The following is a 19649-nucleotide window of genomic DNA, read 5'->3' as shown; positions in this document are numbered from 1 at the left end:
ATCTTCTACTCACTTATTTTTATCTTCTAACTCTTTTTTTATAAGTAATGAAATTTCCTCTAGTTCTTCCATATTAGATGGATAGTATACTTTCCCTCTAATTTTATAGTCCTTCTCCACCTTATCAGTAAAGGTTTTAGCTTTATAATCTAAAATATTATATTCAGATAATTCTTTCATTTCGAATAGATAAATAACATAAGGTTCCTCATCAAAAATTATTTTGTTTGAAACTTGAGTAGTGGAAAAAAACGAAATAATTACTTTATCATCTAAGTTATGGTTCATGCTTATTATTTCCCAAGGTACTTGACTATCTAAAAATTGATACTGGTTACTGTTCTGATACTCTACTACTTTACTTCTCGGATGAAGCTTTACACTGATTTTTTCTCCTACCTTTTTTTGGAAACCTTCTAATATATTTGCTAATTCTGTTTTAAAAGCTATATCACCCAAATCAGAAGGCACATCGAAATATATATAGTTGCTTAACGGATGATTACTATTATAAGAAAAAATTCGTCTATACAACTCTTTATAATCATCATCAATTGTTCTAATTGGAATAAGTTGAATATTATTTTTACAGGAATAGTATTTGGGTTTAAATAAAAATAAATTTGCTACCTTTTTACCCCTCAATAATAATTTATCAATTTTGTTAAAAAATGATTCAATCTCATAGAAGTAGCTTCCGGTCCCATCCTCAAAACAATTTATTTTAATACTTCTATTGGCAAGCAGAAATAATTTAATAATTGTTGATGGATAAGAAAAATACACTTCATCATAATGTAATTGGACCCCTGCCTTTTTCAGTATGGAATGAGATTCTAAATAATTTTTACAATATGAATATAGTCGGATAAATCTATTTTCATTTTGCGCTTGTAATTCCAATTCAATACTAGGAACTGTGTAAACATTATCAAAAATAGAGACTTCTTTTAATCGATATGCGATATCTCTATGATTTTCAAAATGATTTAATATGTATATATCATTAAAGCCGTCTAAATAATATTGATTAACAATTTGACATGCAACTATAATTTGATACGGTGTTGAACAAAAAAAGCACCTACGTTTCATCTATTTTAACCTTTGCTTTCTGACTGCTAACTAATACTAAGTACTTACTCTTAAATATAGATAATCCTATTAAATAATATAAAAAGAAATCACCTAAATAAATTGGGAAAATATCATCAGTGAACGCTCTAAATAACAAGCAAACAAAATAAACAAACAACAAACGATAATTTCTATATAAAAAAGTAATGGCTTTATAAAACATTATTAATATTAATACGAAACCAATCAAGCCAAACTTGCTATGAATATTTAAAAATGAATTATGGACATGGCCATATAGTGAAATTAATCCAAGAAATTGATTTTCCCCTGCGCCAAATATAAAAAACTTAGCCGATTGCGATATTTTCTTTAGGTAATCTATCCACATAATCAACCTATGACTAGTTTGGGAAATAGAAACCAAATAGAATCTGGAGAGAAGCCGTTCTCTGTGCGGTAATGCAAAAACTATTACCCCAACTAAACATATGATTAGAAAGAGAGAATAACCAAATTTTCTTGTCATTTTTATTTTACTACTTTTTTGAAGCACAGTAATATAGGTTAGCACAAACAATAATACAAGAGAAATTATTCCCGATCGTCCCTGAGCCCATAAGGCGATTATTAAACTAACACTTAACTCCAATAGATTCAAATTCATATTATTATTTTGAAAGTCGGATATATATATGTATCCTAAAAACAAAAATAGTACAATAGTTACATAGTTTTGACTTTGTAATAGAACGTAATTAGCATTCCCTCCTATTAGAATATGATATACAAAGAACAAGGCTGGAATCCAAAATAAATATTTGAACAATTTCGGAAACAACCTATAGTTCAATGTAGATAACGCAACTCCACCGTACGAAATTAAGGAAACAATAAATCCGTATAAATTTGTATTGTCATTTGTAATATAATTGAAGGCCCCTAAAAATAATAATCCACTTAATATTAAAATATAGGTTATGTTTTCGCGTAAGTATGTCTTTTTAAAAAATGAAAATATATATAATACTAATCCAATAACTAATGTAGACATTATCAAAAAACTACTATCATATCGGAATTGTGCATATGTTAGCATTAAGTGTAGAGCTATAAGAATATTCACAATGATTCGATTAGTTTTATTTTCTGTATTCAATATATCGCCCTCACCTTTAAGTAAAATAATAGAACTAAAAGCTTTACACTCTTTAGGCCATTATTGATTTTTATACTTTTTAGTTGTTCACTATATTTTACAATGTATTCTGCTAGTTCTTTCTTATCTAGAAGCTTTAAATTACTTAATAGTCTATATATAATGGCTGCTGGCATTCTATATCCTTTTATAATATTTACAGCTTCCTCTTGATTAGGATAAATAGAATTCATATATATTTTTTTCATAGCTTTTTCTTGCCATTGAATATCTTTTTCAATTTTATCTAAATTATCTTCACTTAAATTATTGGTTTCTAATCTATAATAATTAGTTAAATATCGTTCACATGCCACTTGCTCCGAATTTAAAATTACCTCTATAAAAAACAGCATATCCTCTCCCCAATTTAACTTTTCATTAAATCTAATCTGATGTCGATTAATCAAAGACTTTTTAATTAACCAAGAATTAGTATGGGGAGTTGTCCTATTTTTTAAATAATTTATTAAAATATTTCCATTTATAAATTCTATATTCTCTAATGACTGCTTATTTGCATAGATATTATTGTGACCACAATAAGCTACCTCATTTATATCAATAGTATTTAACATTTCTTTTAAAAAAGATTTTTCGTAGGTATCATCAGCGTCTATAAATGATATATATTCTCCCTTTGACACTTCAATTCCTTTATTTCTAGCAACAGAAACACCCTGATTTTTTTGGTAAATATACTTTATTCTAGAATCTATAAATTGTTCAATAATTTTTTTAGAAGAATCCGTAGAACCATCGTCTATAATAATTAGCTCAAAATCTTCAAAATTTTGATTCAAAACAGAATTTATTGATTTTTCTATAAATTTCTCTTTGTTATACACAGGCATAATGATTGAGACTTTCACTACGCTCCTCCTTTCATTAATTTTTATATTTCATCATATAAACTCAATAGTCGTCGTTCCATTTCTGACCATGAAAAAACATTGGTTATTTTTCTAAGATTATCCTGCTTATTATTAAGTTCTTCTTTAGTTAATTTTGAAAGTAAATAATTAAAGTCATTAACATCATAATTTATTACCCAACCGATATTATATTCTCTTACATAGTTATCTACACCAGTATTAAATGCCATTATTAAAGGCTTACTTAAAGCAATACCCTCATAAAACTTATTAGGTGCAGCATAATTGTGGTTCCTTATAGCGGGATCATACATCGCCACCAATACATCACAATTATTTTCTAAAGCCAAAGTATCCTCATATGATAACTTCCCATAAAATATGACATTTGAAGTTGTGTCTGCAAGTTTTAGGAAATATTCAGAAAGTTGCCCAAAACCTCCTATATGAAGTTCGAGGTTCTTATGTTTTTTCATACTTTCTCCAAGTTCCCTCAAAAATCTTCCCTCTTGAAGAATACCAACATAACATAGTCTTAAAATATTATTGTTAATATTCTTATGTTCTTTTAAATCTAAATCGACATCTGGTGTATTATGAATAACCGCAAGATATTTAGGTGATGTTCCTTCAATTTGATGTTTTCTCTTTTCGGTGCATATAATCACTGCATTTGCCGTATTAATAACCAAATTATCAAGTTTCTTTATGAACTCCTTAAAAATGGGAGGCACACTAAATGCATCAACATAATAATCAAATATGTCATATACTAATTTTTTTCGTAATAGCTTAGAAGCAATCATTCCTGTTAATGCCGTATCAAAATCACAGGCATGAATCACATCATATTCATCCCTATTTAGTACCAACCATTTAAATAACTTGACTTGAAATTTAATTAGTGGCAGTAGATTTTTCTTGAAACCAGCTCCAAATTCTGCTGAAATACCAAAACGATATATTTCAGACCTAGATTGTTTTAGTTTTAATTCAGCTTTACTATCTGTAGATTTAGAACGGTCCCACGCTAATATTTTTACAGAGTGATTTTTATTTAAGCTATTTACCTCTTTTTCTACTCGTGAGTCAGGGTTTACAGCATTACTTCGTAGAAGAATAATTCTCATTTAAAAAGCGTCCTTATTATCATAATAAATTTGTTTCATTTCAGAATTTACGACAACAATACTAAAGGATTTTATTTTTTTTATATTATATTGTCCTATTTGATAAGCTTCGGTAGGTCTATAGATTAGACTTTCAAGAGATTTTGTGTAGCACTTCGCATTTTTAGCATCACACATATAACCTCCTAATGTGTCATCTATTAAATCATTGTTCCCTCGTATATCAGAAACCACACAGGGAAGACCTATAGACATTGCTTCCATCAAAGAAGCTGGTAACCCCTCTTGCAGAGATGGGAAAGCATAACAATCTGAAAGGGATAAATATTCACTAACATTTCCCCTATAACCTAAAAGGAATACCTGATTAGTCAAATCTAATTCATTGATTAAGTTTTCTAGGTACTCTCTTAACTCACCTTCGCCAATGATCAGATATTTAATTTTAGCATTGGAAATCTGTTTAATTGCCTTGATAATTACTTCATGGTTTTTGCGCACTGATAACTGCCCGACACTAGTAATCACAAAATCAGAATCTGTAATATCATAATCTTTTAATAAACTATCTCTACTTATTTCTTTTTTCGAAAATTTACTAGTGTCTATACCAATTCCATTTATATGGACCACTTCGCCTGCTTGCTTAAAATCTTCCTTTGCGCGTTGGTAATCTTCATTATTTATAGTAATCAACGTATCCGTATAACGCGCACAAAATTTTTCAATTGGATAAAATAACAACCAATTCTTCTTAGGTGCACCGTCAAAAAAATGGAAACCGTGGGCTGTATAAATCATACGACAATCATCATTACGAAAAGCGAGCCGACATATCACTGAGCCAATTGGTGAATGGCAATGAACAATATCATAATCGTTTTTAGTCAGTTCCCTTGTTAGCTGATAGGCCTTATTGATTTGAGTTAATTTTGATATTGATCGTGGAATAGGAATATTGTAGTAAATGATTCCCATATCATCTAATTCTCTCTTAAATTCTTCTACACGTTCATCAGATGTAATACTGCCTTCATCAAAGTTACAAGCAACATCAACTTGATATCCTAAATTTTGAAGTATCTTTATATTCTCCATATTGAACAAATCAATCATGGAAGCAACTGATGCATAAATTAGCGCTCTTTTCATATAAATTCACCTACCCCTCCGTCTTCTCAATCGATTCTCGTAAATCATTCACTTGATAAGCGCCACCAAAATGCTGGCTCATCTCTTTTTGGTAGTAGATACTACCAAATACCTTGTTGATTAAATTTTGCTTGGCTAGAGCCTTCAAAATCGGGTTAAAGCCCTTGGTTAAGTGTAATTTTTTACCCAATACCTCAGCGATGGTTTTGACCATTTCGCTGGTTTTCACATAGTCTGGCATCTGTGGATAGAAGATGCCCTCAGCTTCCTGGTCAATAATTAGCCGGATTAATTCACACAAGTTGTCAATATGTAGCATAGACCGCTTATTATCAATATCTGGAAAGACCGGAGTCTGCTTGGCAAACTTGGCCAAAATTGGATAATTCCCCTTTGAGCCTTTACCGTATATCATCGGTGGTCTGATTAGAGCTAGTTTAAATTGATCATCAGCCAAAGGTGTCAGCTCTTTTTCAGCTTGTACTTTAGAATCCCCATAAAAGTTATCTGGATTAAAAGGCGTTTCAAGAGTAATTTCCTCCACCTGTGATCCGTAAACAATAATAGAGGACATATGAATATACTGACCTACCCCTGCTGCCTTAGCCTTTTTGGCAATGGCAACAGCTAGGTCACGGTTGACCTGGTAGTAAAGGTCTTCCAAGTTTTTATCATTGGAATTGTGGGCGATGCCAGCTACATTAAAAACGGTATCGAATTGGCTGAAATCCTTATTTTGCCAATCATCACCCTTAAAATCCCACTTGGTTACCTGGTAATTTTCAGGCCACTGGGCTAGCCAGTCAGCAAAGCTATCGCCAATATAAGAGTGCTCACCAGTAATGAGTATCTTCTTCATCAGCCTTCCTCCACTTCTTGCTTGGCCTTTTCAATAGCGCCAGTACCACCTTCAACTACGCCATCACTCTTGAATACCGAAACAATGGTACCGAAGAAACATTTAATATCCATAATCGGACCCATTTGTTCAATGTACTGACCATCCAGGCGGGCCTTGATGTCTATCGGTAACTCATCGCGGCCATTGATTTGGGCCCAACCGGTTAGGCCGGGCCGGACATCATTGGCCCCATACTTGTCCCGCTCAGCAATTAAATCGTACTGGTTCCATAGGGCTGGTCGTGGCCCAATTACAGCCATCTCCCCTTTTAGGATGTTGATAATTTGCGGTAACTCATCTAATGAGGTTTTACGCAAAAAGCGCCCCGACTTAGTGATAAATGCCTGAGGATCATTTAAGAGGTGGGTCGGCATATCATCGGGGGTGTCAGTCCGCATGGAGCGAAACTTATAAATTTGAAAATGACTTTTGTTAAGCCCCACCCGTTTTTGCCTAAAGAATACCGGACCCTTGGAGTCTAGCTTTATCCAAATGGCGATAATTAAAAATACTGGGCTGAGTACAATCAAACCAAGTAGGGCTAATATAAAATCAATCAAGCGTTTAAAAAACGGGTACATGCCTATCCTGCCTCACCTTTATTATTTTTTCAATTCTTTAAAACTTCACAAAATATTCTTATTTTTTAGTATAACACGACTTAGGGTTAGAAATACCTAAAATTACCAGTTTATACGATTGTGTCCAAAATTTTTGACATGATAAAAGGGTCATGCCAAAGACCGACCCTTTTACGCGCAAATGAACTGTTTCTTTGCTTGCTATTATTCTACCACTATCGGTGGGAAATTTGTATGACGAATTGGTTACTTTGCCCAAATGGTTGTTTTGCCTGCCTGACTAGTCCTGGTCTGGGAAGGCGGCCACTAGACTCGACCATTTCTTGGCGATTTTAGCGAAGATTTGGTTGGATAGGTGGCCAAAGACCTTGACCCGCCCCCACTCGATTAGGCTACACAGGAGGTAAATCCCAGCCACAGTCAGGATTAAATGGCCGACAAACAGGAAGGGGTTGGCCTGGTGGAAGGCTGGCGTCTGGAAGAGGTCTTGATAGAGCCACTGGCGGATAAAGGCATCATTATGGATGAGATAAACCGCAAAGGCAAAGCCGGCCAGCTGGTTGATGACTTTTTTAACCAGGGGTGACTGCCAGCGGACTTGTTGCATAAACATAAAGAAGCAGACCGCCCCGGCCACATTAAATATGTAGTCATAGGACCAGGCCCGGCCAGTCCCCCCATCATAATATTGGTGGGTCATGGCTTCAGCGAATGTCGCCAGCGCACAGGCTAGGTAGCCCGCCAGCCACCACCAGCGGTTGACTTTGGCCTGGGGCTGCCCTGGATAGTGAACCCGGATATAGTAGCCCAAAAGATAGATGGTGATAAAATGCAGGATGCCATAGCCATTGAGCCGGCTGAAGGTTTCTTCATAGAAGGAGGAAAAAACTGGAAAGGCCAGGAGCCAGATGGTCAATAGCTTGTGGTAGGCAGATTTGCGGAGGCCGTTAAGCAGGCGGTTGATAAAGGGCACCAAGAGGTAAAGTAAGAGATAACAGCGGACAAACCACTGCTCGCCGTAGAGATGAGGCATGAGGGCCTGGTTGAGGTAATCCGCTCTGTGGGGATAGAGACCAGTCGCCACCGCCACGGCGTAGATGGTGATAGCGTAAAAGAGTGACAGGGCCAGGACCCGGAGTGGCTTGATCAGTTGAATACTGGTCTTGCCAGCCATAAAATAAGCGGTCAAGAGGACAAAGAGATTGACCCCGATTATAGCCAGCGACTCCCCTAGATAGGTCAGGTAGTAATTGGCGGATCCTACTGTGGTTTGACTCAGCGCCCCACCCAGACTGCCATTGAAATAATGGAGGGCCACCACCATCACCATCGCCACCAAGCGAATCGCCTCAAAATTTGTCTGCCTTTCCTTTGCCATAGCCATCTCCCCCGCTCTAATTATATTTAGTGATTATACCATTCTAGGGGGCGCGCAGGAATTGAAATCTTGGCGGGCTTGTAAGGTGGAAAAGTCTGGACCGCGGTCCAGACTTTCAACTATCAAGCAAATTCATTGCTTGAGCCATTCACTACCCTATTTGGGCTAGATAGTGCAGTGATTATCTTTTAAATTGACGGAGCGAGCTAGCTCAGCTAAATTCACTACACTAACTATGAGAGAACGGGCAGTGAATGCACCATAATCAGCTCAAGCCTGCGCCCAGACCAAAATTCTCTACCCTAACTGCAAGAGAATGGGTAGTGAATATGCACCAACCCCCTAAAGCCACAGCCCAGACCAAAATTCTCTACACTAACTGCAAGAGAATGGATAGTGAATCCACCACAATCCACTCTAGCCACCGCCTAGCCCAAATTTCTCTACCCTAACTGCAAGAAAAGGTGTAGTGAATCCCCCACACCCCCTCAAGCCAAGGACCGCACCTAGATTCTCTACCCCAACTCCACAAAAAGGTGCAGCGAATCGCCCAACCCTCTCCCCAGCACCAACATTCAAATCCACCCCAATCAAAATGAAAAAAGTCTGGACGTCGGTCCAGACTTTTCTTCTATATATATAACATCATTCTTCAATATCAACCGCCTGCCCTTGTAGTTTGACGTCTGCTTGCTCCAGGCGCAGCCGGCGCTGGCTGGATTCATCAAAGTAGGCGTTGAGCTGGGCGTAGTCATCATCCGCCAGGGCTTGCCGAATGCCCTGCAATTGCTCGGCGAAGGCGTCAATGACGGGCAGGAGCTGGTCTTTATTGGTCACAAACAGCTGGGTCCAGAGTTCGCCGTTGATCTTGGCAATCCGGGTCAGGTCGCGGTAGGAGTCGCCGACATAGCGGATGGTCTCGGCCTGGTTCTGGTCGGCGTTAATCAGGGCCACCGACAGGACGTGGCAGAGCTGGCTGGTGTAGGCGATCATGGCGTCGTGCTGGTGGGCACTGACTTGAGACACCCGCTTGAAGCCCAGGCTGTAAATCAGTTCGGTCAGGGCCTGGACATGGGCCGGGTCATTGCGGTCGTCGGGCATCAAGAGGTAGTTGGCGTCCTGGTAGACGGTCCCATCGGCGTAGTCGTATCCCTGGTTCTCCTTACCGGCCATGGGGTGGCCAGCGATAAAGTCCAGGCCGGCTGGTAATAGCTGCCAGACTTCTTCGACCATGGCGCCCTTGACCCCAGTGGCATCGGTAATAATGGCACCGGCTTTAAATTCGTCCTGGTGGGACCGGATAAAGTCAACCAGGTCAAAGGGGTAGAGGGTAATGATGACCAGGTCGGCTTCCTGTAAGATGGTCTGGTTACGGGCTTCACCCCGGCTAATCACGCCGTCAGCCTGGGCCCGCTGGAGGGTCGCCAGATTGTGGTCGATGCCCATGACTTCTACGGGAAATTTATCCTGGGCGGCCAGGGCCTTGGCGAAGGACCCGCCGATGACCCCCAGGCCGACGATGGCGATTTTTTGCATAGTTAATGTCATAATTTGCTCCTATTAATATAAGTCAGGATTACTGATTCTATCCTCTATTCCTCTTAACATTCTTTTTAACTTATAATTTTGCAGAGACTCGGATACTAACAATACGTACCTTGTAGATCTGCCTCCTCCTAATTTTTCAACAATTCCTAAATTGATTAACTCCCCTATTGTTTTTCTAAATGCATAACCAGTAATTCCGAATACTTCTACAGCTTCACTACTACTAATAGAATGTTTTTCAATTAAGTAGTAAAGAATTTGTTGTTGTTCCTCAGTATAATCTTCGAAGGTTTTCTCTAAATCTACTTTCCAAATCCTTAGATTAGTATGATACTGTCCTCTTAAAATTTCAGGAAATTTCAATTGATATTTAGTAACAGTATCAATTATTCTTGGCCCGCCGCTACCAGCTTTTTCTGAATACCCAATTCTTCGCATCATATTTGAGATAGTATGATTGCGGATATCAGAGTGACCGCCATTTATAAATTCATCCACTGTCACTCGCATCTTCCCGGGGTTTTCAAATTCATAATAATCCGGATAACTTGTTATTTTAATAGGTTGATTAGAATCATAATAAGCATGCATAAGTGAATTAATCAATGCCTCTCTTACTGAAACGGACAAATCTTTTTTAAAGGGTAAGCGTTGTTGAGTTTGCTGATCAACCTTAAATTGATCCTTTATAGTGTTTTGTAATTTATCCAAAACTATCCTTAAAAAACTATAAATATTCAGTTGTGGATATTGGGCATCGCCAGTAGACACTCTATCTATCCAGTCTGATGTCATCGTATTTTGTTTCTCAAAATAATCAATCTGAAACCCAGGAAACCTATCAGTAATTGCATTGTACTTACCAAAGAATAACAAACCGCCTTCAGTAAGATAATAGCTCCCATCACCTTGCCTATCTTTTCTAAGTGCACCTACTTCAACGAGCATATCATGAAAATCCATAGTACGATAAGTGACTTGTTTAGTTTGTTGGTACAGTTCTTCGCGATAAATTAATAAATCTTCCTCATTAAGATCTGATATATCGTAATTCTTTAATAACCCACTATCTGTTTCTTTTTGAGATCCAACTACTAGTGCCTTAAAGTGATTTGGTGATAACTTACGATCTCCTTCTCCCAATCGCTCGTATGATAAATCAGGATTATTATTTATATAAACGGGTTTTTGCTGATACGGGGCCTCAGGTATAACTATTTTTAGGACTGCTTTGTCTGAGTTAGTATAAATAACATCTACATTATCGTTAGTCAATAAATTATAACTAACTTTATGGGGATTATTCGCTGTATTAAACAAATCTTCCCTAATTTTATCTGGATTTTTTAATCCTGTTACCTTGTGCTCTTTCTCATCAATTCCTAAATAAATTATTCCACCATCTGTATTAGCAAAAGCTGAATAGGTCTCCCATAATGATTTTGGTAACCCCCCTTCAGCTTTTTTTAATTCAATCCCTTTTCCCTCTACTAAATTTAGTAAGTCTTTTTCTTTCAAATTTTCCCTCCACTTGCATTTATCGTATCAATCCATTGAGTCCGTACACTGATAACAACGAGAAATAATTGTTGAGTACTTCTATGTTTCTCTATTATTTTACACTAATTCCCTAACATCTATTAATAAGAAAAGAGTTCTTGAAAAGATTAACGCACGAATAAAATTTAAGATAAAGCTTGTTAAATCAAGCTTCTAACCTATTACCCCTGGAGATTATACAATTTTTCGAAAGAATATCGAACGAATAAATTAAATGATGTAAACCTAATCTTTTTAAATTACAGGTAATCAACCAAGACTTCTTGGGCCTGGTAGCAGCCGATGAGTTGGACATAGGCCGCGGCATACTCCAGGGTCTGCCAGAAGACTTGCCGGTCCAGGGCCAGGCCAGCCGTATCCACTTCGATAAAGAAGCCATAGTTGAAGGGCTTGTCTTTAATCGGCCGGGCGTCCAGGCCGTTGAGGTTACAGTCGAAGAGCTGGAAAACATCTAATAGCTTGGCCAAGGCGCCGGGCTCGTGGCGGGTTTCCACGTAAAGCATGAGCCGGCTGGCTTGGACGCGCTCCCGCCGCCAGCGGTTGAGGACGGCCCCTAGCCCGGCTTTGGGCACGGCCAGCCTTTCCATGACAAAGAACCGGGTCATATTGGTGGTTTCCGACTGGATCTTATCTTGGAGGCTGGTTAAGCCGTAGAGGGCGCCAGCCGTAGCTGAGGACAGGGCCCCATATTTAGGGTTACCAGATTGGCTGACAAAGCGGGCTGCCCCGGCCGTATCGTGGTATTCTTCAGCCTTGATATGGGGATAGGCGGCGAAGAAGGACTGGCACTGGGACAGGGCTTCCGGGTGGGAGTAGACCACTTCTAAGTCAGCGATTTGGGCGCCGGGCAGGCCCCACAGGGTGTGCTGGACCGGCTGGTAGAGCTCCTGGATGGCGCAGACCGGCTGGTAGCGGAAGTGGTCCAGGGTCCGGGTGATCAGGCCAGTGGTCGAATTTTCCACCGGCATAACGGCCCGGTCCACGTGGCCTTGAACCAGGTCAGCCACCATGACGGCAAAATCGGTGTAGGTGACCATGTCGACCTGCTTTTGGGGAATCTGGTTGATTTTCAAATAGTCAATGAGGCTGGCATGGCTGTAAGAGCCGGGAATGCCTTGGTAAGCAATTTTCATGGGGGAATCCTCTCTAAATACAGGCTAACTTTATCAGCCGCCAACCGGTTCTAGTTAGCCCGGTCGGTGTCGATAATTTGGTAGTAACGAATAAAGATAATCAGGGCCAGGACAAAGCCCAGCACGGCAATCCAAAAATTCAGGGCCATGATCCAGGCCACATGGTGCTGGGCCAGGTAGCCAGCGATCATGGGCATGGTAAAGGAAGCAATTGAGCCAAAGGTATAGAAGACTGAGGTAATGGCTCCCTTACCGACCGGTAGCATTTGGCCCATAACCGTCAGACCCAGCTGCATGACACCGCCCGCAGCGAAGAAGCCAACTAGGAAGCTGCCGATTCTCAGGATGGTTGGCGTTGGCCACTGCCACATCAGGAAAATGGCGATGGCTGAAGCAAAGGTGTAGACCAAGACCAGGTTGACCGTCCGGACCCGGCTGGCTAGCCAGGCGGAAACCGCCACACAGAGGACAGACCCAATTGAGTAGTAGGACAGGAGCTGGTTGGCTTGACTGGTGGACAGACCGGCCGTGGCCTGACCATAAGTATTGATGTACTGGGAGACCACATAGAAGGTCGCTTGGGAGACGAAACCATAGAGGATAAAGGCCGTCCCCTCCAACCACATTTTGGGTTGGGCCTTGTGCTTGATGGGGTTGATGACTTTAATCGCCACCTCGTCGTCCGCGTCAGGATTGGCTAGGTCACTGTCGGCCTGCTGGGCTTTTTGGGCCTGGGCAAGGGCCTTCATGTCCTCATCCGGGAAGGGCTGGCGGGACAGGTAAACCATGTTGACCACCAGGGCCAGCATGACCAGGATAAAGGTCCAGCCAAACCACATGTCCAGGGCCACTAATAATGAAATCATAAAGGGCAAAATAAATTGGCCAATTTGGACAAAGGCTTTGATCAACACATTAGCCGTACCAGCACGCAAGGGGAAGGCCTCCATCAGGGCCGGATAGGAACCCGAATCCAGGCAGGAGTTGGCCAGCCCCGCCACCACTGCACAGGCCATGGCGACATGGATATTGGTGGTCAAAAGGATGCCTAGGAAGAAAATCAGGTAGATGGCCATGCCCAGCTTGATAAATGGACGGCGGCCGAACTTGTCCGACAAGGGACCGGACGCCACAATGGCAATCAGGCGGCCAATCCCCAGCATGGAAATCACTGAGGAAATCCCCATCAGGTCAGTCCCCCACTGGGCCATGAGGACCTCTTGGTGTTGGGAAATCATAATCACGCCCATACCGTGGATCAGGTAGTTCATATAGATGCCCAGGGCGGTTGGGGCATAACGTTTACTAGTCATTTTAATCGCTTCATCTGTTGCCACTTGGGCAGTCATCGGCATATCAGCCATGGTGGTCCCTTCTTTCTAAATCATTGATAATCCACTCGGCCACCTGGTCGGGTGTCATCAGGTCAGTATTGATGGTTTGGCCGCCCGCTTCTTGGTAGCGCGCTTGCCGGGCCAGGTAGCGGGCCTTGGTCGCCGCCTCCTGACCAGGTTGGGCCAAGGGGCGGATGGTTTCAGTATCCTGTTGAATGCGCTGGTAGAGGGCATCAAAGTCAGCCTGGAGATAATAAACCCGGTCGGCCTGACTGAGTAGCTGGCAAACCGCCGGCGTCTCCACACAGCCGCCCCCCGTCGCAATCACCCCCGGCTGGTCCAGGCTAGCTTGAATGGCCTGAAGTTCTAGTTGGCGGAAGTGGCCTTCACCAAATTGTTCAAAAATTTCCGGGACACTGAGGCCGGCCTGGTCGGCAATATAATCATCCAGGTCAACAAAAGGCTGGTTGAGCCGGTCAGCCAGGATGCGGCCGACCGTGGTCTTGCCAGCCCCCATGAAGCCGATGAGATAAATAGACATGGACTTTCCTTCTTTCTAATCATGCGTTTGGGCTTGTTTCAATGGTTTCCCATCCTAGTGGATAGAGCTAGCTTGGTCACTGACTTAACAGAACCATTAGGGTATTTCGCAGCAGGTTAGGAGTTAGAGGGGGCTAATCTTCCTTAACTCAACCATTAAGGCACTTTACCCGCTCCTAAGACCGCTGGTTAAATGCGCCCCCTAGTCCTTTAGTCGTTCAGCCGCTCAACTTCCCGATAAAAGTCGGGATAGGAAATCGATACGCAGTCGGCCTCGGCCAGGTTAACCTCCCCTGACTTGACCAAGAGGGCGGCGATCTGGGCCATCATACCGATGCGGTGGTCGTGGTAGGAGTCCAGGTCGGCTGCCTTAAGCTGGCAAGGGCCTTCAATAATCATGCCGTCCGGCGTCCCTGTAATATCGACGCCTAATTTACTGAGTTCGGTCACGACGGCTTCAATCCGGTCGGTTTCTTTGACGCGGAGCTCTTCGGCGTTGCGGATAACAGTCTGTCCCTGGGCCTGGCTGGCCATGAGGGCGATAATCGGTAGCTCGTCGATCAGGGTTGGGATGATGTCGCCGGCGATTTCAATGCCCTGGAGCTGGCTGGCCCGGACGCGGATGTCGGCGCGCAGGTGATCCTCATCCAGGTAGTCAATGTCCACCTGGCCGCCCATGGCCTGGGCCACTGCTAGGATGCCGGCCCGGGTCGGGTTGGTGCCAACATTGGTCAGGGTCAAGTCTGAGCCCGGAATGATCAAGGCCGCAGCGATAAAGAAGGCGGCTGACGAAATATCACCCGGCACGGCGATGTCGGTCGCCGTCAAGGACTGGCCGCCCTTAATTTTAATGATCTTGCCGTCAACGTCTAGGTCGACGCCAAACTGGGCCAGCATGCGTTCGGTGTGGTCGCGCGACCGTTCTTTTTCCACTAGGACCGTCTCGCCCTCAGCTTGGAGGCCGGCCAGCAGGATGGCTGACTTGACCTGGGCTGAAGCCACGGGCATGTCATAGTGGATGGCGGTGAGGTCTTGGCCACCAGTAATCTTTAAAGGCGGCAGGTTCTTGTCGCCCTGACCTTGCACCACACCCCCCATGAGGGACAAGGGTTTAGGCACCCGGGTCATGGGCCGCTTGGACAGGGAGGCGTCCCCCACCAGCTGGCTGTCAAAGTCAGCCCCGGCTAAAATTCCGGACATGAGCCGCATGGTGGTGCCGGAGTTGCCGCAATCAAGGGGGCCAGTCGGGGCAGTCAAGCCAGCCAGGCCCCGGCCTTTAATGGTCACCAGGTCGTCAGTCACCTGGATATCGACACCTAGCTGGCGGAAAATACTGATGGTGGACAGGCAGTCGTCGGCCTTGAGGAAGCCGGTCACCCGCGTCTCACCCTGGGCCAGGGCGCCAAACATGACCGCCCGGTGGGATATGGACTTGTCGCCGGGCACTTGGATGGTCCCGGTCAGGCCCGTCGAATTGGTTAATAATTGTTTCATCCGTGGTCCCTCCTAAAGCTATTTGCCTGCTTGGTCTGCCGATTGCCAGATGGCTGGATCCTTGAGGTCGGCCCGGTAGTCGGCGACTGCGGCCTTGAGGTCATTGAAGTTATCATGGGGGAATTTTTCCAGGACAGCCTGGGCCAATTCGGTGGCCACCACGGTTTGGGCAATAATGGTCGCAGCTGGCACCGCCGTGGTGTCAGACCGCTCGATATTGGCCTGGTAGACTTCTTTAGAATAAATATTGACGGAATCCAGCGGCTTGTAGAGGGTCGGGATTGGCTTTTTCACCCCGCGGACAATAATGGTATCGCCGTTGGACATGCCGCCCTCAATCCCGCCCAGGTGGTCGGACTTGTGGTAGAAGCCGCGGTCAGCCGCATAGGCAATCTCATCCATCACTTGCGACCCCGGCCGGTCAGCCACCTTAAAGCCATCGCCGAATTCCACCCCCTTGAAGGCATTGATCGACACCATGGCTTGAGCCAGACGACCATCCAGCTTGCGGTCCCACTGGACATAGGAGCCCAGGCCGGCCGGCACATTGTAGGCCCGGACTTCAACAATCCCGCCTAGGGTATCGCCATCACGCTTGGCCTGGTCGATCCGGTCTTTAATTGCTTGGGCCTTGTCCGGGTCGATCATCTTGACTTCTGACTGGTCGATGATGTCGCGCAACTGGTCGGGCTGGTAGTCAGCTGGGTTGACCTCACCATGGATACCGCCCAGGGCTGCCACATAACCAATCACGTCGATGTCTAGATGCTGGAGCAGCTGTTCCATCACTGAACCCAGGGCCACCCGCATGGTCGTCTCCCGGGCGGATGACCGCTCCAGCACATTACGGAGGTCCTTAAAGCCGTATTTAAGACCGCCGACTAAATCAGCGTGGCCAGGACGCGGATGGTGGACAGTTCGTTGCTGCTTGACCTTGTCCGCAACCGGGGCTGGATCCATGACCTTGGCCCAGTTCCTGTAGTCCTTGTTCTCCAGGGTTAAAGTCAGCGGTGAGCCCAAAGTCAGACCGTGGCGGAGACCAGAAGTAACCGTAATCTGGTCGGTTTCAATCTTCATCCGGTTCCCCCGACCGTAACCCTGCTGGCGGCGGGCCAGGTTGGCATTAATGGCATCAATATCCAGGGGCATGTTGGCAGGCAGGCCTTCAATAATCGTGGTCAAGGCCGGGCCATGGGACTCACCGGCAGTAATAAAACGTAGCATATAAGACTCCTTTTCTAATTAAACAAGCAGTTGGATCAGATTCACGATGGGTTGGAACGCAAAAAGACCTACACTAGGTCATCTAATGTAGGTCTTAGCTTGTGCATATCCTGCTAAAAAAGCTCGCGCCGGACGCCCATTAGATGATCTATATCGATCTACATAGGCTCTGGCGGTGGCCACCATCAATTGCTTTAGCTCTATATAGATACAAACCGGTTGTTTGGCCGTGTTTGCACCTAAATCTAGCTGCAAACACTATCTAAAAAAGCTAAAGTAATAAGCTGATTGGATTGATAGCGAACAATTGACTAGCATGATAGCCTCCTCGTGAATTTGTTAGGATTACTATAAAACTTTGTTTGCAGCTTGTCAAGGGAATATTCTGAACATTTTGTAGTTATCGGAATTAGGTATCAGGTGATCGCGCATGATTGGTCAAGGCATGGCGCGCGGATCGTGCAATCTTCAGCTCATTCTCTGCTAATTTTCTTTTTAGCGGACTTTGAAAGCAGGAGTCGGTCCGGTCGCCCAGCTCATTCTTGGTTAATTCTAATTATAGCTGACTTTGAAGGTAAGACACTGTCAAGTCCACAATCTTGTGTAAATTATAGAATGTAATTTACACAAGATTGTGGACTTGACAACAGAAAATACTAATTCTCTACTCCTTCTCGCCAATTTAGTGCAGTGAATCGAGCTTGCTTTTAAATCTGCCAACAAAATCGAGATTCTCAACTCCTTCTCGCCAATTTAGGGTAGTGATTCGCACTTGCTTATGAAGCTACCAACAAGAAATCGAGATTCTCTACTCTTGCTTGCCAAATTAGGGTAGTGAATTTGGCTAAGCCAATGATCTTCCAGCCGAAAATCCCCATTCTCTACTCCTTCCCCCTAACTTAGTGTAGTGAACCCACCCAGTCCTCCTCCTCTCAGCAGCCTTCCTTGAACCCGCGCGAAACCAACCCCCAATCCAGGCCAAACAAAAAACTACCAGGCAGTCATCAACTGAGCTGGTAGTTTTTTGTCTTATCAAATATGAGCTTATTTCTCGGCCTGGTCACTGGTCTCGGCCGCCAGATCACGGACCTGGTCAGCCTCCTGACCTTTATCCAAGTAGACCAAATACTCTTCCCCCTGCTTAACCACATGGCCGCCGTCCAAGTCACTCACCACTTGATCATCGCTGTAATCAGCCACCAAGAGGTCTTTACTGATCAAGGCATCGGCCGGCACCTTACCGGAATAAGTATGGAAGTGATCACCGTGGGCCGATACATAGGAGTCGGCCAGGATTTTGACCACCACTTCTTGGCCATGGGCTTCGTCGTGGTCATGGTCGTGGTCATGATCGTGGTCGTGATCATGGTCGTGCTCATACTCATCCTTTGCCTGGTCAGACTGGACATAGGCCACTTCATTATCCTTTTCATCTGTCTGGTCATCCTGGTTAGGCTGGCAGGCTGCGAGGCTAACTAGGGCCAGGCTGGCTAGTAATATTTTTTTGCTTGTCAAGGCAACTTCCTCCTATATTAGTTATTTTTCAAGGCTTGGTACAAGGTTTCTAAGTTTTTCTCCATCAGGTCAAGGAAGCTATCATCCGTTTTGGGGTCGGCTTCCAGCGGGTCAAGAGTCTCAATCTTGGCCCCAGTCGCCTCAGCCACCACCTGGGCGATTTTTTGGCTGGTGTTTGGTTCGACAAAAATGGTCTTAACATTGTTGGCTTTAACAAAGTCCTGGATTTCAGTCAGCTGCTGGGCAGTTGGCTCAGTGTTAGACTCCACCCCGGCAATACCCAATTGCTTGAGGCCAAAGCGGTCAGCTAAGTAAGCAAAGGCCGTGTGCTGGGTGACGAAGGTCTTGTTGTCCAGACTAGCAAACTTGTCTTGGTAGTCAGCCACCAGCTTGTCAGCCCGGTCTTTAAAGGCTTGGGCATTAGCCTGGTAGGTTTCCTTGTTGTCCGGGTCAATCTCTGACAGGCGGTCGGCGATGTAGAGAGCCTCTTGACCAGCCAAAACAGGGTCTAACCAGGAATGAGGATCATAAAGGGATTTCTCGTCCATCCCCTGGCTGACCTGCATATCCTCCAGTCCGGCAACTTTTTTCAACTCCACCCCTTCTGAAGCTTCAATAGTGGTTGGCTTGCCGTCTTGACCGATATTCTTGGCCCAGCCCTCTAGGGTCCGGGAATGGTAGACAAAGACATCGCTGTCCTCAATGGCCGCCATGTCGCTGGCAGACGGCTCAAAGTCGTGGATGCCCTGGCTTGACTGGATCATCTGAACCGTATTCAAGTCTCCCGCCACCGCCTTGGTGATCTGGTAGACCGGGTAAAAACTGGTGACAATCTGCATGCCCTGGCCCTCAGCTTTTTGGTCGCCGCCCTTGGACCCGCAACCAGCTAAAACAAGGGCCAAGCTGGCCAGTGCTAATAGTATTTTAGTAATTTTTTTCATACTTACCTCCTGATAAATCGAAATAGTTCCGATTAATCATAAAACGACTACAGCTTTTTGTCAAGTTT

General features: G+C 43.9%; 17 protein-coding genes. All 17 read right to left on the bottom strand.

Going from position 1 to position 19649, the window contains the following annotated elements:
- Positions 1-9 precede the first annotated feature (9 nt).
- Entirely contained in the window at positions 10-1095 is a 1086-nt protein-coding gene (locus tag AWM75_RS07785; RefSeq protein ID WP_067980491.1) for a polysialyltransferase family glycosyltransferase, read from the bottom strand.
- On the bottom strand, positions 1085-2131 hold the full coding sequence (locus tag AWM75_RS07780) for an O-antigen ligase family protein (RefSeq protein ID WP_143236706.1): 1047 nt from the start codon (positions 2129-2131) through the stop codon (positions 1085-1087). The genes AWM75_RS07785 and AWM75_RS07780 overlap by 11 nt, the downstream gene beginning before the upstream one ends.
- A 101-nt stretch (positions 2132-2232) precedes the next feature.
- Entirely contained in the window at positions 2233-3147 is a 915-nt protein-coding gene (locus AWM75_RS07775) for a glycosyltransferase family 2 protein (RefSeq protein WP_067980485.1), read from the bottom strand.
- Positions 3148-3170: 23 nt separating this feature from the next.
- Positions 3171-4280 (bottom strand): glycosyltransferase, encoded by a 1110-nt coding sequence (locus AWM75_RS07770; protein ID WP_067980482.1) that lies wholly within the window; start codon positions 4278-4280, stop codon positions 3171-3173.
- Positions 4281-5432: a glycosyltransferase family 4 protein gene (locus AWM75_RS07765; RefSeq protein ID WP_067980479.1), complete on the bottom strand. Its 1152-nt coding sequence runs from the start codon at positions 5430-5432 to the stop codon at positions 4281-4283.
- 10 nt (positions 5433-5442) lie between these two features.
- Positions 5443-6291, bottom strand: coding sequence for an NAD-dependent epimerase/dehydratase family protein (locus tag AWM75_RS07760; protein ID WP_067980476.1), 849 nt, complete (start codon positions 6289-6291; stop codon positions 5443-5445).
- Positions 6291-6914, bottom strand: coding sequence for a sugar transferase (locus AWM75_RS07755; protein WP_067980473.1), 624 nt, complete (start codon positions 6912-6914; stop codon positions 6291-6293). Before AWM75_RS07755 ends, AWM75_RS07760 begins: the two co-directional genes overlap by 1 nt.
- A gap of 280 nt (positions 6915-7194) precedes the next feature.
- Positions 7195-8292, bottom strand: coding sequence for an acyltransferase (locus tag AWM75_RS07750; protein WP_067980471.1), 1098 nt, complete (start codon positions 8290-8292; stop codon positions 7195-7197).
- A gap of 645 nt (positions 8293-8937) precedes the next feature.
- Positions 8938-9840 (bottom strand): prephenate dehydrogenase, encoded by a 903-nt coding sequence (locus AWM75_RS07745; protein WP_067980468.1) that lies wholly within the window; start codon positions 9838-9840, stop codon positions 8938-8940.
- Between the two features lie 12 nt (positions 9841-9852).
- Entirely contained in the window at positions 9853-11358 is a 1506-nt protein-coding gene (locus AWM75_RS07740; protein ID WP_067980465.1) for an ATP-binding protein, read from the bottom strand.
- A gap of 281 nt (positions 11359-11639) precedes the next feature.
- The gene (locus tag AWM75_RS07735) at positions 11640-12533 is read right to left on the bottom strand and encodes a prephenate dehydratase (protein WP_067980462.1); all 894 of its coding nucleotides are present in this window, start codon (positions 12531-12533) and stop codon (positions 11640-11642) included.
- A gap of 50 nt (positions 12534-12583) precedes the next feature.
- The gene (locus tag AWM75_RS07730; RefSeq protein WP_234946634.1) at positions 12584-13888 is read right to left on the bottom strand and encodes an MFS transporter; all 1305 of its coding nucleotides are present in this window, start codon (positions 13886-13888) and stop codon (positions 12584-12586) included.
- A 1-nt stretch (position 13889) separates the two neighbouring features.
- On the bottom strand, positions 13890-14408 hold the full coding sequence (locus tag AWM75_RS07725; protein ID WP_067980459.1) for a shikimate kinase: 519 nt from the start codon (positions 14406-14408) through the stop codon (positions 13890-13892).
- Between the two features lie 209 nt (positions 14409-14617).
- The gene (aroA, locus tag AWM75_RS07720; protein WP_067980456.1) at positions 14618-15901 is read right to left on the bottom strand and encodes a 3-phosphoshikimate 1-carboxyvinyltransferase; all 1284 of its coding nucleotides are present in this window, start codon (positions 15899-15901) and stop codon (positions 14618-14620) included.
- An 18-nt stretch (positions 15902-15919) separates the two neighbouring features.
- On the bottom strand, positions 15920-17125 hold the full coding sequence (aroC, locus tag AWM75_RS07715; protein ID WP_067980454.1) for a chorismate synthase: 1206 nt from the start codon (positions 17123-17125) through the stop codon (positions 15920-15922).
- A 1044-nt stretch (positions 17126-18169) separates the two neighbouring features.
- Positions 18170-18640: a pneumococcal-type histidine triad protein gene (locus AWM75_RS07710; RefSeq protein ID WP_067980452.1), complete on the bottom strand. Its 471-nt coding sequence runs from the start codon at positions 18638-18640 to the stop codon at positions 18170-18172.
- A 17-nt stretch (positions 18641-18657) separates the two neighbouring features.
- Complete coding sequence (locus tag AWM75_RS07705) at positions 18658-19581, bottom strand: metal ABC transporter solute-binding protein, Zn/Mn family (protein WP_067980449.1); 924 nt, start codon at positions 19579-19581, stop codon at positions 18658-18660.
- Positions 19582-19649 lie beyond the last annotated feature (68 nt).

The sequence above is a fragment of the Aerococcus urinaehominis genome, from assembly GCF_001543245.1.
In the GTDB taxonomy this organism is placed as follows: domain Bacteria; phylum Bacillota; class Bacilli; order Lactobacillales; family Aerococcaceae; genus Aerococcus; species Aerococcus urinaehominis.
The sequence above is the reverse complement of the archived record's forward strand: the minus strand, read 5'-3'. Positions and strand labels throughout refer to the sequence as shown.